General features: G+C 47.7%; 17 protein-coding genes and 1 pseudogene. All 18 read left to right on the top strand.

Annotated elements, in window-relative coordinates:
* Positions 1-21: 21 nt before the first annotated feature.
* Positions 22-759 (top strand): annotated as a pseudogene (locus BU251_RS09650) (phage terminase large subunit family protein); the annotation flags it as partial.
* A gap of 24 nt (positions 760-783) precedes the next feature.
* Entirely contained in the window at positions 784-1,794 is a 1,011-nt protein-coding gene (locus tag BU251_RS09615; protein WP_320416946.1) for a terminase gpA endonuclease subunit, read from the top strand.
* Complete coding sequence (locus BU251_RS09085) at positions 1,794-2,051, top strand: zinc ribbon domain-containing protein (protein ID WP_128700867.1); 258 nt, start codon at positions 1,794-1,796, stop codon at positions 2,049-2,051. Before BU251_RS09615 ends, BU251_RS09085 begins: the two co-directional genes overlap by 1 nt.
* Before the next feature lie 177 nt (positions 2,052-2,228).
* The gene (locus tag BU251_RS09080) at positions 2,229-2,438 is read left to right on the top strand and encodes a phage head-tail joining protein (protein ID WP_128700866.1); all 210 of its coding nucleotides are present in this window, start codon (positions 2,229-2,231) and stop codon (positions 2,436-2,438) included.
* A complete protein-coding gene (locus BU251_RS09075; protein ID WP_128700865.1) occupies positions 2,435-4,021 on the top strand; it encodes a phage portal protein in 1,587 nt (528 codons plus the stop codon). Before BU251_RS09080 ends, BU251_RS09075 begins: the two co-directional genes overlap by 4 nt.
* 50 nt (positions 4,022-4,071) lie before the next feature.
* Positions 4,072-5,205, top strand: coding sequence for a hypothetical protein (locus BU251_RS09070; protein WP_128700864.1), 1,134 nt, complete (start codon positions 4,072-4,074; stop codon positions 5,203-5,205).
* 18 nt (positions 5,206-5,223) lie between these two features.
* A complete protein-coding gene (locus BU251_RS09065) occupies positions 5,224-5,577 on the top strand; it encodes a Rossmann-fold NAD(P)-binding domain-containing protein (protein ID WP_128700863.1) in 354 nt (117 codons plus the stop codon).
* Between the two features lie 27 nt (positions 5,578-5,604).
* On the top strand, positions 5,605-6,564 hold the full coding sequence (locus BU251_RS09060) for a hypothetical protein (RefSeq protein ID WP_128700862.1): 960 nt from the start codon (positions 5,605-5,607) through the stop codon (positions 6,562-6,564).
* 73 nt (positions 6,565-6,637) lie between these two features.
* On the top strand, positions 6,638-6,985 hold the full coding sequence (locus BU251_RS09055; protein WP_128700861.1) for a hypothetical protein: 348 nt from the start codon (positions 6,638-6,640) through the stop codon (positions 6,983-6,985).
* Positions 6,961-7,587 (top strand): hypothetical protein, encoded by a 627-nt coding sequence (locus BU251_RS09050; RefSeq protein ID WP_128700860.1) that lies wholly within the window; start codon positions 6,961-6,963, stop codon positions 7,585-7,587. Before BU251_RS09055 ends, BU251_RS09050 begins: the two co-directional genes overlap by 25 nt.
* Positions 7,584-8,042 carry a hypothetical protein gene (locus BU251_RS09045; protein ID WP_128700859.1) on the top strand — a complete coding sequence of 153 codons (459 nt, stop codon included), beginning with the start codon at positions 7,584-7,586 and terminating at the stop codon, positions 8,040-8,042. Before BU251_RS09050 ends, BU251_RS09045 begins: the two co-directional genes overlap by 4 nt.
* Before the next feature lie 13 nt (positions 8,043-8,055).
* Positions 8,056-9,198, top strand: a complete 1,143-nt coding sequence (locus tag BU251_RS09040) for a hypothetical protein (protein WP_128700858.1) — start codon at positions 8,056-8,058, stop codon at positions 9,196-9,198.
* Between the two features lie 16 nt (positions 9,199-9,214).
* Complete coding sequence (locus BU251_RS09035; RefSeq protein ID WP_128700857.1) at positions 9,215-9,640, top strand: hypothetical protein; 426 nt, start codon at positions 9,215-9,217, stop codon at positions 9,638-9,640.
* Between the two features lie 307 nt (positions 9,641-9,947).
* Complete coding sequence (locus BU251_RS09030; protein ID WP_128700856.1) at positions 9,948-11,492, top strand: phage tail tape measure protein; 1,545 nt, start codon at positions 9,948-9,950, stop codon at positions 11,490-11,492.
* Positions 11,489-11,827 carry a phage tail protein gene (locus tag BU251_RS09025; protein WP_128700855.1) on the top strand — a complete coding sequence of 113 codons (339 nt, stop codon included), beginning with the start codon at positions 11,489-11,491 and terminating at the stop codon, positions 11,825-11,827. The genes BU251_RS09030 and BU251_RS09025 overlap by 4 nt, the downstream gene beginning before the upstream one ends.
* Positions 11,827-12,438 (top strand): phage minor tail protein L, encoded by a 612-nt coding sequence (locus tag BU251_RS09020; protein ID WP_128700854.1) that lies wholly within the window; start codon positions 11,827-11,829, stop codon positions 12,436-12,438. Before BU251_RS09025 ends, BU251_RS09020 begins: the two co-directional genes overlap by 1 nt.
* Complete coding sequence (locus tag BU251_RS09015) at positions 12,342-12,842, top strand: C40 family peptidase (protein WP_128700853.1); 501 nt, start codon at positions 12,342-12,344, stop codon at positions 12,840-12,842. The genes BU251_RS09020 and BU251_RS09015 overlap by 97 nt, the downstream gene beginning before the upstream one ends.
* Positions 12,791-16,456, top strand: coding sequence for a TipJ family phage tail tip protein (locus BU251_RS09010; protein ID WP_128700852.1), 3,666 nt, complete (start codon positions 12,791-12,793; stop codon positions 16,454-16,456). Before BU251_RS09015 ends, BU251_RS09010 begins: the two co-directional genes overlap by 52 nt.
* Positions 16,457-16,458 lie beyond the last annotated feature (2 nt).

Below are 16,458 nucleotides of genomic sequence, written 5' to 3'. Positions count from 1 at the left end.
GAATGGGTTCTGCCGAATAAGATGACGGTGAGCGAATGGGCAGATACGTTCAGGCGCCTTGACGTCAAAACTTCTGCAGAGCCCGGGCAATGGTCAACAACAAGAACGCCCTACTTAAAAGGAATTATGGATGCGTTCACGGATCCGTTTGTCGATGAAATAACAGTCATGGCTGCGTCTCAAGTCGGCAAGACAGAGGCAATGTATAACATGCTGGGCTACGTCATTGACCAGGACCCGGGGCCTACGCTTATGGTTTCGCCGCGGGCCGATGACGCAAAGAGTGTTTCATATAACAGGATACGGCCGATGATTGAAGTTTCGCCGGTGTTGAGCAAGTATCTGCCTGAGAATCTCGATGATATCACGAAACTTGAATATCACTTTGACCGTATGATTCTTTACTTCGCAGGATCCAACTCACCGGCGGATCTCGCATCAAGGCCTATCCGATATCTATTTTTGGACGAGGTGGATAAATACCCGAAATTCTCGGGCCGCGAGGCAGATCCTATAAAACTGGCCTCAGAAAGACAGAAGACATTTTGGAATAAAAAGACTATCAAGGTTTCAACACCGACTACACGCGAAGGATATATTTTCAGGGAATATGAGAAATCAGACCAGAGGCGATTTTATGTCCCCTGTCCTCATTGTGGGAAGCTTCAGGTTTTGCTCTTTGGCCAGATCAAATGGCCGAGAGAGGAATCTTCGCCCGAGAGGATTAAAAACGAGCGGTTTGCCTGGTATGAGTGTTTCTATTGCGGCAAAAAAATAGAAGACTTGCAGAAACAAAAGATAATGCAAAGCGGAGAATGGATTCCCGAGAAGAAAGAGAAAAACAGAAACCGCGGCTTTTGGGTAAGTTCTCTATATTCCCCCTGGCTTACATGGAGCGATATCGCGGCGGAGTTCTTAAAATCAAAAGACTACATCGAGCTTTTGATGAACTTTGTCAATTCTTGGCTGGCCGAGGTTTGGGAGGAGAAGATAGAAGAGACGACAGTGGATAAGGTCCGCAATCTTGCCCGGGACTATGACGAGGGAATTGTGCCTGATGAGGTTTTGGTTTTAACCGCGGGCGTAGACGTGCAAAAGGATCACTTTTATTTTGTTATACGCGGCTGGGGATATTACGAGGAATCATGGCTCATTCGCGCAGGAAGAGCTGAATATTGGGATGATCTAGTAGAGGCTTTGTTTAAGACGGAATACAAAAGATTGACTTCAAATGAGACCTTAAATATTTATATGTCATGTGTTGACTCTGGTTTTAGGACGGATGAAGTATACCGTTTTTGCCGGTCCTGGTCCGATAAGACAAAAGCGATTAAGGGAGTTGAAGAGATCAGCGGAGGCAGATTTTACCGGGCAAATAAAATAGACATCAATTCGCGCACCGGCGCGGTTATCCCAGGCGGGCTTGTCTTGTGGCATTTAAATGTCACGCAGTATAAAGACAAGATCAACCGGCTTGTTACTTCCCGGGATCCGGTGAAATGGCATATATTTAAAAATCCCGGTGAGGAGTATCTGGCTCAATTTACCTCTGAGCATAAGATATTAATCCGTAACCGCACCACCGGCCGGGCAAAGGAAGTCTGGCAGAAGAAAAAAGAAGCTTCGGCAAATCATTTTCTTGACGCTGAGGTTTACGCCTTAGCCGCAGCAGATATTATCCGCGCCTTGAATATCCGCAAAGACGGAGCTGTGAGGGTTTATCAGCCGAAAGCTAAAGGAGAGGAGCATTCAAGGCAGGAGTGGATCCGTAAAAGGGAAGGGTCTTGGCTTTAATGGGGCGATGGCTTGAGAGAAAACCTAACTGGCTGAAAAATGTCGACCGCAACGATTCTGTTGAGCCGCAGAAAAATTCAGGCGGCAGGCCGCAGAATGATTCAAAAGATTACGGCGTCAGATTTATTCCGCTAAAGTGTCCTAAATGCAAAAGCAAAGATATCAAATGTTATTCCAGTCATCCGCCGGTCAGATATCATATCTGCCAGAAATGCGGACATAATTTCAAATCTGTTGAGGCTGAAGACGATGGGTAGTTTTTACTAATTTGTAGTAACGACTATCTTGTCAATTAGAGGATTTCAAGTAATATAGAGTTAAAGATTATATGCGCTAAAGGTTGGCCGCCTTTATAGCGCCCCAATAGTTTTATTAAGCCCGTTACCGTGCACGGCGGTAGCGGGCTTTTTTATTGGGCAAAAAAGGAGTGCATTGTGAGCGCGCCCACAAAACAGGAAATGCTTGACGCTATTGAGACCGCTATCAACGGTTTAAGTTCAGGCGTGAAGTCATACACCATAAACGGCAGGACAATGACTTACCGCGATATCGCCGATCTTAAGCAGATGCGCGACCAGCTTAAGAAAGAATTATCCCCTACTATAGACCGCACAACATACGCGTCTTTTAAGGATCCGTCATGAGAAAAAGTATCGGCGAAAAACTGGCAGGTAGCATTGATAATGTTATCTCTTTTTTCTCGCCAAGGGCCGGTTTTAAGAGACGCATGTTCCGCCAGGCTATCAGCATTTCAGAATCGTTCAGCTCTTACAAAGGCGCTTCAAGGTCAAGGCTCAGGTCAAGCTGGCTTCCAGGGGGAGGCTCAGCAGACGAAGACTTGCTGCCAGAATTAAAAGACATCCGCGAGAGAAGCCGCGACTTAAACCGCAATGACGCGCATGCCTCAGGGATTACCGGCACAATGACTACAAATGTTGTCGGCTCAGGGATAAGGCCGCAGTCAAGAATTGATAAAGATTTATTAAGTATCGATGACGCAGCTGGGAGCAATTTTCAAAAACAAGCTGAGAGGGTTTGGAAGGACTGGCTTCCATATGCCGATGCCGGAAACCGCATGGACTTTTATGAAATCCAGCAGCTCGTGGACAGGCAGATTTTAGAAAACGGCGAAGCGGTTATTATCCCGAAGATGATTAAAGAGCCGGGCAGGCCTTATTCCCTGGCCCTGCAGATTATCGAATCAGACCGGCTTGACACCCCGCCGGGCATGCAGGGGGATAAATCTATCAGGTCAGGCGTTCGAATAGGCGAGAAGGGCGAGCCGGTTTCATATTTCATTCAGAAGACGCATCCCGGAGACATCAGATTCACAAAAAGAGGGGAAAGAGAATTTATAGAGATACCTGTCAAGAACGAATACGGCCGCAGGAATATTTTTCATCTCTACTTCGTTCAGCGCTCAGGTCAAACAAGAGGCGTTCCTTTCTTTGCACCGGTCCTGACTTACTTCAAAGACCTGGCAGAATACGCTGAGGCCGAACTTGTGGCGGCAAGAATAGCAGCGTGTTTTTCGCTTTTTATTACTTCGGAAGCATCGATGGATGTAGCGGTTAATTCAGCCTACGAAAGAAACCCGTCAGGGCAGCTAATCGAATCGCTGGAGCCGGGCATGATTAAACATCTTCTGCCCGGAGAGAATATCACCTCGTTTAATCCGCAGAGGCCGGGAGCTACCTTTGAGCCGTTTGTGGAAAGGATATTAAAGGCTATCTCTGCTGCCCTGGGTCTGCCCTATGAGCTCGTGGCCAAGGATTTCTCAAAGACAAATTATTCAAGCGCCCGGGCAGCGTTATTAGAGGCGCGCAGGTATTTCAGGATGAGACAGGAATGGCTTGCCCGAAAACTCTGCCAGCCGGTTTGGGAGATGCTTTTAGAAGAGGCCTATCTTAGCCGTCAGATAAAAGCGGAGACATTTTATGAAAATGAGCGTTATTGGACGAACGCTTCATGGATTGCGCCCGGATGGGAATGGGTCGATCCTCTAAAAGAAGCCCAGGCTGCCGAGGTGGGGTTAAAGAACGGCATCGTTACTTATTCTGATCTCTATGCGCAGGAAGGCAAGGACTGGGAAGAGAGTTTTGAGCAGAGAAAGCGCGAAGCCACAAAAATGAAAGAATTAGATTTGGAATTTCCAAGCGATGAGAAAGCAAAAGAGCCAAAAGAAGCCAAAAATCCAAGCAGCCAGGAAGATAACGATCAGCAATAAAACGCAGATGGCCATGCCGAAGGAGTTGGATATTCGGATAGGAGAACAAGATGCCAAATAAAGATATTCTTTTTCGTACGGACATAGCACGGGCCGGGGGCGTCCGGGTCAGCAGAAATAACGAGGTGATTGAGGGATTCGCGGTTGTCACCAAAGGCGTCACGCATGACGAAAGGGGGGAGTTTGATGAAACAGCATTAGACAAAATCGTTGAGCTGGGGAATCAGCCGAAGATGGGGATTAAGTCAAGGTTTGGCCATCCCAACATGAGCTCAACTGCCCTGGGGACGTTTCTGGGCAGGGTTAAAAATTTCAGGCGGGACGGCAGCATAGTCCGGGCAGATCTGCATATTGACCAAACCGCGCACAAGACGCCTGACGGAGATTTAGCGGGTTACATCATGGAGCTTGCGGAAAGCGATCCCGACGCGTTCGGCTCTTCTATGGTCATACATTGGGACGAGGAGTACCGGCAGGAAAAAGACGGATCATTGACAAAGGATGAGAAAGGAAATACGCTGCCGCCGCTTATCCGGGTGAAGAAATTGATGTCAGTAGATATTGTTGACGACCCGGCGGCAAATAACGGCCTTTTCGGCATGCCGTTTTTCTCTGAGTCGGTGAAGCCGTCGGCGGAGATGACGGCTTTTCTGGATAAGTTCTTAGAGCAGCCGGATGCGGTTGAGCGGGTAATCGCGTTTTTGGAGAGGTATCGCATGAATAAGGATGAATTTCAAACAATTTTAAAGAAACAGGAGGTGAAAACCATGTTTGAAAATTTAACGGTAGAGCAGTTGAAGAAAGAACGGCCGGATATTTTTGATTCCGTCTTTAAGCTGGGCCTTGACGAAGGAGTCAAAAAGGGCGGCGAGTACGGGCAGAAGCAGGAAAGAGAGCGGGTTGTTTCGATCCTAAAGAAAGCGAAGGCCTTCAAGGATATGAATGATCTTGCTATTGCCGCGGTTGAGAACGGATTGACTTTAGAGCAGGCGACAATCAGTTTTCAGGATAAGCAGCTCGCGGGCCTGCAGCATGCCCAGGCCCCGGATGTCGGGCCTGATAACGATGAGGACAAAGGCAAAAAGCCGACAACCCATCTTGAAAGGGCGCATGCCTATAAACAGGAGCATAACTGCAGCATGACAGACGCGTTAAAGGCGACTGCAGAAAAAAGAAAGCAGTAAAAACGAAGGAGGAGAAAGATGTCACAGTTTAATATCGGGTCAAAAGCGTTTGTGGCAGGCGAAGCATTAGAGGCTTACCGCAGGGTGAAGTTAAGCGCAGGCAGCGGCACGCAGGTCGAATACGCGGATGCAGGAGAGGCCTTTATTGGTTTTACCGCGGCAAAGGCAGCGCAGGGAGAGATGGTCAGCGTAGATCTAAAGACCACGGGCCGGACGTTTAAAGTCGAAGCTAACGGCGCGATTGCTGTCGGCGGGAATTTTTACGGCGCAAACGACGGGAAGGTGAGCGCCACGGTAAGCGGTTCTATTCAGGGCCGCGTGCTTGAAGCAGCGGCTTCAGACGGCGAGATTATCGAAGGGTTGTTGCTGTAAATAAACATTTAAAGACAGGAGGATACAATGGGAGTTGATTATCAGGGTTCAAGAGCAGTGCCGAGGTTAGAGCTGGGCGAGGCTGCATTGGAGTTTATCCAGCAGCAGGATGAGTTTATCGGGACGCAGGTGTTGCCGATATTCCCCACCAAAAAGAAGGCAAGTATTTTTCCCGCGATAACGAGGGAAAGTATTACGCGCGAAGCAGACACCAAAAGGGCCCCGCGCGGAAATTACAACAGAGACGGGTTCCAGGCAAAGGATAAGCAGTATAACTGCGAGGAATACGGCCTTGAAGGGCCTCTTGACGACAGCGAGAGGAGCCTTTATGCGACGGATTTCGACGCAGAGCTTACCACGGTGCAAATTATCACGCGGCGCGTTCTGCAGGCTCAGGAAAGGCGCATTGCAGGGATTGTGTTCAATACGACCACATTTGCCGGGCCCGCGCTATATACCGATAATTCCGGAGCTCCTTGGGATAACCCAAGCTCAGATGTTCCGCTTCAAGTGCGCGCAGCGAGGGAAAAGGTGAGAGCCAATTGCGGCATTGACCCGAATACCCTCATCTGCAGCAAGGCCAATATCGACCGCCTGCTGGCTAACAACAGCATCAAGGACGCGATCAAATATGTGGCCAGGCTTACCGAGGCAGAGCTGCTTAATGCGCTTGCGGATATTCTGGGTGTGCGCCGGATCCTTGTAGGCAAAGGCATCTACAATACAGCCAAAGAAGGCAAGCCTTTCGCTAGCGCGGATATCTGGAATGACGATTACGCGATGGTGGCAACAATCGGGGATTCGCAGCGGCTTTCCGATCCAAGCGTCGGAAGAGTGTTCTTATGGAGCGCTGACAGCCCGGAGAACGCGACGGTCGAGCAATACCGCGACGATGCGGCAAGAAGCGATATTTTCCGCGTAAGGCAGCATGTCGACGAGCTTATTATAGACCCGTATTTTGCGCATCTAATGAAAGTCGACGCCTAAGCAAGCGTCTTAAAACAAGCAATGCGCCGGGAGGCTTTAACGGCCTCCCGGCAAGGCTTGGAAAGCGGGGGCTATGGCTTTCAAGGATAATTTAGCGCAGGATGCGGCAGAAACATTCTTAAACTCGGATGAGTTTGCCGAGGAAATTACCTACACGCCTAAAGGCGGATCAGCGAAAGTTATTAAAGCGCTTGTGAACCGCAAGCGCATAGACCCTGCCTACGAGGATGCGGGCCGCGTTCTCATAAACCAATGTGAGATATTTATTGCCAATGATGAAACATCCGGTGCCGCGTCTATTAACAAAGGCGGGGATATTGTTTCGCTTGCAGAGGTTGTCGGCGGAGGCGCAATTGACTGGGTAGTGGCGGATATCTTAGGACAAGACGAAGGAGTATGGCATTTGCTTTTGCAGAAATGAGCGAGCTAAAACTGGAGATTAACACAAAGAATTTAGAGCGGGCAATCAGGCTTTTTCCGAAAGAGCTAAAATACAAAATTGCCGACGGGATGGATCATGCCACGCGCAAATTCTTAAAAATCTTCAAACAAACACGGCTTCAGGGCCCGCCAGGGATAAAGGGCAGGCCTCATGGGATTTTTACGCATTTCAGCAGGGCAAGCCTCCTGTCGCAGGATATCGAGGGCATGGGCATGGTGATTTTCTCGGATTCAAAGATTGCCCGCATGCATGAACAGGGTGCAACGCTTAAAAATCCAGGGGGCGGCAAGCTTGCCGTGCCGCTTTCGGCAAGGAAAGAACTATTTACCTCTGACGGCAGGCTTAAGAAACAATACAAGCAGCCGCGGCTGCTTAAAAATGTTATCCCCATTCAATTGAAAGGCAAGACATTCCTGGCCAAGGTTAAAAAGAAACTGCGCGAGCTGATCCCTATTTTTGTTTTGAAAAACAGCGTGCGCATCCGGCCAAGGCTCATGTTCTATAAAACATGGGATGACATGCAGAATGAGCGGATAGATATTTTAAACAAATCAATTGAAAAGGCGCTGAATAAAGTATGACGGTCAGAGAAAGCATTTTAGAGAACGTAAAGACAACGCTTGAGGCAATCTCAATCGCAAACGGTTATCACAATGACATTGCCAGCGTGCAGAGGTGGCGGCAGTCCGGGAATTCGCTTGTCTTGATCCCTTGCATAGTGATTAATGCCGGACCCGAAGAAAAAGAGCCGGTGCCTAACCCTTTTACAACCTGCAAGTTTACCGTCTATCTTGATGTCTGGACAAGGCAGGCGCAGGATGATCCGCAGCCGACAGACGCGCTCTTAAATAGTCTTTTGGGAGATATCGAAAAATCGCTTATGGTTGACTACACGCGCGGGGGTTTTGCCAAAGATACGAATATCAAGTCCAATGTCCTTTTTGAAACTTTGGAAGGCCAGCCGCAGGCAGGCATCATCATAGAGCTGGAGATATTTTATCAGCACAAACAAAACGATCCCGAAATTTCGGGATAGAGGAGGTTAAATCATGCTTACACGTAAGCGTCAATTAGCAGCAAAAATAGAAGCGGTAGAAGGCACCGCTGAAACTTTGGCTGCGGCAGATGCCAGGCTTTTAGTCTATAACCCGAAGGTGAGTTTTGATATTGCAATGTTTGAGCGCAACCCTGCCAGACAGACATTTTCGAACATAGGCAAAATCCCCGGCAAGCGGCCTGCAGGATTATCATTCCGCTTAGAGTTACGAGGTTCAGGCGCAGCTGCTACTGTGCCGGAATGGGGCAAGCTGCTTCAGGCCTGCGGATTTGGGGTTAATACTCTAAAGTCCATGAATATAGGTGCGATTACCAACGGGCCTTTTCAGCATGGAGAAACGATTACCGGCGGCACATCTGCGGCTAAAGGGAGAGTTGTTATTAATACCGCTAACGGCGCAACCGCGATCCTGTTTGTTACTATTTCCGGGACCTTTGTCAGCGGAGAAGTAATTACCGGAGGTACGTCAACTGCAACTGCCGCTACATCATCTGTGCCGTCAACTGTCGGCAATGAGTTTAAGCCGATCTCAGATAGCATTCCGTCTCTTACCCAGGGCTGCTACGAGGACGGCCTGCGAAAACTTTTAAAAGGATGCCGGGGCAAGGTAAAGTTTGGCTTTAAGTCAGGAGAGCCGGTACTTCTTGATTTTGATTTTCAGGGCGTAGAAGCAGGGGTAGCGGATACGGCATTTCTTAGCAACGTCACTTACGAAACTACCAAGCCCCCGGCGTTTTTAAGCGCGCTTTTCTCAGTGGATGCTTATTCCGCTAAGGTCGGAGAAATGGATATCGATTTCGGTAGCATCCTGGCAGAGCGAGACGATATAAATGACCAGCGCGGGATCTTGTCTTTTGCTGTTACCGGCAGAAATGTCCTAGGTTCATTTAACCCGGAGATGGTTTTATCTGCTGCGTATGATTTTCATGCCAAGTGGTTTTCAGGCGCTGAGATGGTGGTTGATTTTACAGTGGGATCTGTCGCCGGGAATAAGTTCAGGTTTTATATTCCCCGCGCGCAGTATACCAAGGTTGAAGATGAAGATAGGGACGGCCTGCAAATAGCCAAGAGCACGTTCAGTCTCAACGGCTCGCTTTTATACGGGGATGATGAATTAAGCATTTTAGCGTTATAAAAAAAGGAGGTAGCCCATGCTTACCGGAATAAACATTTATGAAGCCAAGCCTTATAAGTCAAAACTCGATCCGGATAAGGATAATTCCACAATCTTTCACGTCGGACTTTTGGATTCTTATTTAAGGGCTTATATCGAGGATCAAACCACGTCTTTTGAATTCAGCTCCAAGAACCCGAAGGATCCGGCTAAGGCAAATATTAACGCCTCAAAGCGTAATCTTTTAGTGGTCAAGTTCGGGCTTAAGGGTTTTGACAACTTTTTGGATCCGCGGGATAAGAAGCCGCTTAAGTTTGACACGGTTTCAACGGCAATAAACGGGAAGAATTATACGGCTGTTACCGATGAGATTATTTCGATGCTGCCCAAGGCTTTGATAGACGAGCTTTCGGAAGTGATTTTAGCCGAGAATTCGTTGAGCGGGGACGAAGAAAAAAACTGATCCTGGCGGTCGGGCTGCACAAGTTTAAGCTCGACTGCCAGACGTGCTCAGACGCTTTAAAGCTGGAGCGCGGCTGCGAGGAAGATTCGCCGATTGAGGGCGTCTGGAAGTTAAAGGACTGGGAATTCAGGCGGTGTCCAAGGAAACTTGTTACTAGAGCGAGCATAGAATATTTGAACGCGTATCTTTTTTTCGAGAAAGGATATCTGCCTAATCCCGGCGGCTGGTTAGATCAGCCGCTTAAATTTATCCAGGCAATGAAGATAATCGAACGCGAGATTGCGCTGGCAAAAGAAAAAGAGGATTAATGCCTACTAACAGAGAACTCGAAATCATCATGAAATTAAAAGACGAGGTCTCAAAGCGCCTGCAGGGGATAGAAGGCAATCTGCAGAAGTTCGCCAATTCCTGCAAGCAGCTTGGTGGCACGCTTCGTCAGGTAGGCAGAGAGATAGCGCAGGTCGGCCAGAACCTTGTTTTTATGGGCGGCGCATTGACCGGGCCCCTTGCTCTTGCCTTTAAATCCGCAGAGAAATATTCCCTCTCCGTTTCAAACGAGCTTAAACGCCTTGATAACGCCTTTATCGGCCTGCGGGTAAGTATTGCCGAGGCATTAGTGCCGGTTGCGCATAAGCTGGCCAATGTCTTTGGCAATCTGCTTAATATGTGGAATAGCCTGACACCGGCAACACAGCAAATGATCGTTCAGACTATTGCAGTGACTGGCATTTTTATGACGCTTAGCGGAGTTGTAGTTGCTTTGATAGGGCGGCTGATACGTTTGAGCGGGCTTATTATTGGCTTGGTCGGCAAGCTGGCCTTATTTGCCCTGGCGCATCCTTGGATTGCCGGGATTGCTGTTGCCGTATCAATTCTTATTGTTGTATTTCTCAAATTCAGAGATGCAGCGGTGCCGGTCCTGAATGCAGTTGAGATCGGCGCGGAGATGGTCTACATCGGATTTGTCAAACTTATCAAATATCTCTTGGTGGGTTTTGACAAGCTGGCCCTTGGGCTAGAGAAATTTTACGATGTTTTGGGCAAGCTTCCCGGAAAACTCGGCGAGCCATACAGGGAGGCATCAGAGCACATCAAACGCTTCCGCGATAATCTGCAGGGCCTGATCAAAGCCTCTGATGCGGAGATGGACAGGGTAGGCAATAAGATTTCAAACGTCCTGGTGACCGGCGAGGGCAGCCTCGTTAAAGGATACGACAAGGCAAAGAATGCGATAAATGGTTTTATTGATGCCCTTAAGAATTTAGGCAAGGATGTAAAGATTGAGGAAGTGGCGCAGAAGTTTGACGCGATTCAGTCTATGGGGGAAGGCGTTGCCCGGTCATTGGGAAGCGTATTTAAGCACTTTTTTAGCGATGCGTTCAAAGGACAGATTGATGATGTAAGAGATTATTTCGCTGAATTAGGCAATATGATGCTGGAGGTCCTTGCTGAGGTCTTGGCCAGGATGATTCTTGTTAAGACTATCGGTTCAATTTTTCCCGGTATGATCCCGTTTTTCCATCAGGGCGGAATGATTTATCACTCAGGCGGCCAGATCTTACCTGTCCGAGCGCACGCAGGGCTTGCGCCTGATGAGGTGCCGGTTATTGCCCAGACCGGAGAAGGAGTTTTATCCAGGCGCGGTATGGCTGCCTTGGGCGGGCCGGACAACTTAAGATCTCTAAATGAAGGAAAGCCTGCCAAAGCAGGCATAACCATAAATGTGAATCAAGTTATCCAGGCGTGGGACGCGCAGGACGTATGGCGAAACCGCAAGATGTTATCAAACGCCATTGCGGATGACATTTATAACAACGGCAAGATTCGGTCGGTAATCAGGAGTTATACATGAGCGATTTTACTCATCTTCCGGATTTTCTCATTGATGAGGCGGTGGAATACAAAACGCTTGTGTCTGAGTTTGAAAACGGAGCAGAGCAGAGACGGCGTAAATGGGCGAATCCTTTAGCAAAATGGACACTCAGATTTAATAACAGGACCCAGGCGGAGATGGCAGAAGTTTTAGATTTTTTTAAGAGCAGGTTTGGGGCATTCATGGCATTCACCTGGACGAATCCTAATGATTCGTTTGAATACACCGTGCGTTTTGTTGAGGACAGCTTTCAGTTTAGCCGCAAGGCATACGGAGTGTATGACTTTGAATGCGAGTTTGTTGAGGTGAAATAATGCCGCGAGAAATAGACGCTACATTCAAGCAGGAGAAAGCCAAGCGCGAGAATGCGCCGATATTTTTATATACGCTTGAAAAATATGACGGCACAAACGATCTCTATCTTGCGAGCTTTGACGAGGATGTAATTTATAACGGCATTACTTATTCGCGGTTTCCTATAACTCATGAGTTTGTAGGCGAGAACAATCAAGGCCAGATTGACCAGGTTAAGGTGCGCCTCGCCAATGTCTCAAGGCTGATCCAGCTTTACTTGGAGCAGTTCGATTTCCGTGGCAAAAAAGTCACGATACGCATGGTCTGGCTGGATCAATTATCTGATCCGGACGCCTTTATGGACGACATATTTTACATCGACAGCTATACGGCAGACCAAAACAATGTGGAGCTTACCCTGACAGGAAAGTTTGACGTTCTCGGCGTAGACCTTCCGGCAAGGCGGTATTCGCGCAATTACTGTAGCTGGAAGTTTAAAGCCGCGGAGTGCGGTTATTCGGGAGCAGAGTTTACATGCAACAAGACAAAACAGAGATGCAAACAACTGAACAATTATCAGAGATTCGGGGCGTTTCCGTCGGTACCGGCAAGGCGCATCTACGTGATGTAGAGCAATTTATTATCGGCAAATATCTTGGGCTGCCGTACCGGCACCGCGGCCGGTCCTTAGAAGGGCTTGACTGCTGGGGATTCTTAAAGCTTGTCTACGCTGATCTAGGGGTGAGGCTGTTTGATATTGAGGATTTGGAATACAGCAAGATCTGGGGAGCGCAGGGTAAGGATTATTTTAAAGAGCATTACTTTCATGACTGGGTGAGCGTTAAGACGCCTGAGATGCTCGACGGAGTATTGTTTGTTAACTCAAGGAAAATTGCCAATCACGCAGGCATAATTTTGAGCAATGGAAGGTTTATCCATTGCGCAAGACCGGGAGTGATTATTTCAAGGATAAACGACCCCTCGTGGCAGACGAAGATAGAGGGATTTTACAGGTTAAAAGACAGGATATGCTGACCATAAGGAATATAGAAAATCCGTTTAAGCTAGAAGAGGCTCAAGTTAAGGAGGTTTCTTACTCCCGCCACAAGACGCTTCAGGAAGTCTTGATTGAGTCCGGCTTTGATTATGAGAATAAGCGCGTTATTGTCAGCGGCAAGCGCATTGAGAATCTGTCCGCATATCTTGATAATGAAGACGAGATTACCATTATTCCGGAAGTAAAGGCGCCGGTGGTGGCGATTATCTCCGCTATAGTTTCCGCAGTATGGGCCGTGGCCGTAGCGCATCCATTCTTATTTACGTTCTTTGTGCTATCAATGGGCTATGCCATTTATCAGCATATGAACCAGCCGAAAATGCCGGATTTCAATTTAGGTTCGGCAACCGGCATAGATGAAGGATCGCCTACTTACGGCTGGGACGGTGTGCAGACTATCCAGGAGGTAGGGGTGCCGGTGGCGGTTGTCTACGGCGAGCACAGGATCGGCGGCAACATCATCAATCAATTCCTTTGGGAAGACGGCGACAGCCACTATTTGAATGTTCTGCTTGCTCTTTGTGAAGGGGAAATCGAATCGATTGAAGCAATAGAGATTAATAATAATCCCATCGCTAACTTCAGCGGAGTAACGGTTTCAAAGCGTTTTGGCGCAAACTATCAGAGCCTTGTCAGTAACTTCGAGGATCTGCACAACCTTTATCCGGTCAATGCCAACCTGGTAAAAGACAGCCCTTATATTTATACCACTGTGGATTTGGATGTGGAAGGTTTTGAAATTCACTTAAGGCTGAATAACGGGCTTTACCAGCAGAGTTCAGGATCCGGAGATATCCAGAGTTGGAGCGTCACTTATAAGGTTGAATACAAGCTGCATTCCGAAGGCACTTATATTGATTTAGGCGAGACTACTATCTCTGAAAAATCCCGCTCTACAGTGCGCAGGGTATTCCGTAAAGCAGGGCTTGCTCCCGGGCAGTACGACATCAGAATCACCCGCACTTCAGACGACAGTTCTCTTTCACCACTTCGGCAAGGTGATTTAACGTTGTTTCAAATAGATGAACTTAAGACCGATGACTTAAGTTATCCGAATACCGCGCTTTTAGGGCTACAGCTTTTGGCCACAGATCAGCTTAACGGCGGAACCCCGAATGTTACCGCAGTTGTTAAAGGCAAAAAGGTTTTGGTGCCGGACATCAGGAATTCCGGCGCGCAGGTCAGCTGGGAGGATTATTACTGGGACGGAAGCAATTACCGGCTCTTATCCGACGATACTTTGCTTGAATGGGACGGCATAACCTATGTCCAGAAATATTCAGCTAATCCGGTATGGTGCCTGAGGGATTTCATTATTAGTAACCGTTACGGGCTAGGGGAGTTTATTTTAACAACGCATCTGGATAACGCTTCGCTCTTGGAGATGTCGCAGTATTGCGAGGAGAAAGTTGCTGACGGAAAAGGCGGTTTTGAGAAACGCTTTAGGTTAGACGTTGTCATTGACTCCAATCATAAAGCTTTAGATATTCTGATTCAGTTGAGCGCTGTATTTAACGCCATGCCGGTATACAGCGCAGGCGGGATTGCTTTCAAGATAGATAAACAGACTTTGCCGACTCAGCTTTTCGGTATGGGTAATATTGTCAAAGACAGTTTTGTGCAGAGTTGGAAGACGATTAAAGAAGTGCCGAATGTGATTGAGGTGCAGTTTACGGATAAAGAGAAAAACTACCGCCAGGAGACTATCGCTTATATCGATGAGGAGGATTTAGCTAACGGCGCGCCGATGCGTAAAAGCCAGGTCCGTTTATTTACTACCGGTGCAAGCTATGCTATCCGCGCAGCGCGCTATGCCTTAAAGGTAGCAAAGTATATCAACCGCTCAATTGTTTTTAAGGCAGGTATTGACGCGGTTGCATGCCAGGCAGGGGATATCATTTCTCTTTCGCATGATGTGCCGCAGTGGGGATTTTCAGGCAGGGTAAAGGACGGCTCCACAACGGTATTAATTAAGCTGGACCGGCCGATGACCATTGAAGACGGCAAATCCTACAAAATACAAATCAGGTTTTCAGATGATTCAATCGATGAAAGATTAATTACTTCTCCGGCCGGGACATATACAGAAATTAGCTGCCAGGCATTTACAAATACGCCGCAGGGTTTTGACGTTTTTGCCATAGGCGAGACGAATAAGGTCAAGAAAGACTTTAGGGTTGTAGCTATTCAAAGAGAAGGCAAGAATGAAGTGCAGATTCAGGCCTTGGAGTATAACGAAGCTGTCTATGACGACTCTGATATCATCCTGCCTCAAAATAATTATTCCTCTTTATCAGGGGAAATTCCAACTGTAACAAATCTTACACTAACCGAATCTCTGGTTAAGAAGACCGACGGCACCATTGAGAATGCCATTGATGTTTGGTTTGACCGGCCGGTATTTGTTGATCATTATGTCAAATCCTTTGCCAGAGCAAAAATTTATTTAAGCGATGACGGGGGCTTAAGTTGGGGAGCAAGAGGGGAAACCACCGGATCGTATTTTAGAATCATCGGCGATATCGTTGACCGGCATACCTATAAAGTCAGGGTTACTTCATTAACGGATATGGATGAGGAAAGTTCTCTGACCGCGGCTCCCGAAGCCTCTATTGCTGTTGTGGGCAAATCCGCGCCTCCCAGCGACGTTTCAACTTTCTTGGTTAATCAGAATAGGGATCAGCTTTATTTCGGCTGGAGCGAGATCTCGGATGTGGATGTCTGGGGATACGAAATCAGGCGGGGAGTAGACTGGGAAAGCGGCGAGGTGATAACTTTCCAGCAGGGGACGCATTATCTTACCACGGGCCTTAAAAAAGGCATTGACCAGAAATTCTGGATTAAGGCCATTGATACTTCAGGCAACTATTCTGAAAACCCCACACAGTCGGTCCTTACTGTAGGCGAGATCCCATTTAGGAATATAGTTGCTGAATATCAGGAGCATCCATTATGGCCAGGCGTAAAGACAAATCTTGAAGTCAGTTTTGAGACGCTGGTAATTTCCGACGGATTTCTTTCCGGAGAATATGATACGCCTGTGCGGGATATAGGATATGTAGCAGCGGCATTTATTGAGATAGAGGCTATCATTTCCTTATCAACCGGCAGAAGGTTTAACAGCGACCCGGATGCGCGGTTTAATGACAGCCTGTCTTACCGCTTTACAGGGCAAGAGACGCAAAATGTAGCCAGCTTCAAGATACGCTTGTCTGAGGATAATATCAACTGGTCCGAATGGGCAGATTATCAGCCGGGAGATTATTACTGCAGATACTTTCAAATTAAGATGGTCCTTACGCGCGAAAACCTAGGCGATTATGTGACTTGCTCAACTTTACAGTACCTTGCAGATTTGCCGGACGTGGATGATTTTGGAAGCGATGCAGTTTCTGACGCGAACGAGGGCAAAGAGGTATTTTTTACCAAGACTTACCACGAGGAGCCGAATGTGCATATTGAGATAACTTCCGGGGGAGGTGTTTATACGCAGTTTGTTGATAAGTCTACGACAAGTTTTAAGGTCAAACTGTTTAATGCTCAAGGCGTTGCGCAGACCGGTGCTTTTGACTGGCACAGTCACGGAGTTTAAAG

It is taken from the genome of Candidatus Velamenicoccus archaeovorus (genome assembly GCF_004102945.1).
Classification (GTDB): domain Bacteria; phylum Omnitrophota; class Gorgyraeia; order Velamenicoccales; family Velamenicoccaceae; genus Velamenicoccus; species Velamenicoccus archaeovorus.
The sequence above is the reverse complement of the archived record's forward strand: the minus strand, read 5'-3'. Positions and strand labels throughout refer to the sequence as shown.